Origin of the sequence: Pseudomonas sp. SIMBA_067 (assembly GCF_046534675.1) — a bacterium.
Taxonomy (GTDB): Bacteria; Pseudomonadota; Gammaproteobacteria; order Pseudomonadales; family Pseudomonadaceae; genus Aquipseudomonas; species Aquipseudomonas putida.
This window is the reverse complement of sequence record NZ_JAWRYH010000173.1, coordinates 1-335: the sequence shown is the minus strand read 5'-3', so window position 1 is coordinate 335 and position 335 is coordinate 1. Positions and strand designations below refer to the sequence as shown.

1 protein-coding gene is annotated in these 335 nt (G+C 63.9%); it reads left to right on the top strand.

What is annotated here, in order from left to right:
* A partial coding sequence (locus SB765_RS28585) for a zinc-binding dehydrogenase (RefSeq protein ID WP_410932350.1) occupies positions 1-335 on the top strand: 335 nt, incomplete at both ends.

Sequence of the window (335 nt, the reverse complement as noted above, 5' to 3'; positions counted from 1 at the left end):
CCGGCTCACTGCGCTGAAAGTCATCGGCACGGCCTCGCGCCCCGAGACTCAGGAATGGGCCAAGGCGCTGGGCGCCGATCTGGTGGTCGACCACAGCCAACCACTGAGCGAAGCCTTGAAAGCCGCCGGCCACCCGCAGGTGACCCACGTTGCCAGCCTGACCCAGACCGACCATCACTTGGACCAACTGGTCGAGGCCCTGCTACCTCAAGGCAAGCTGGCGCTGATCGACGACCCCAAGGCGCTGGACGTGAGCAAGCTCAAGCGCAAGAGCCTGTCGCTGCATTGGGAGTTCATGTACACCCGCTCGATGTTCGAGACCCCTGACATGATCG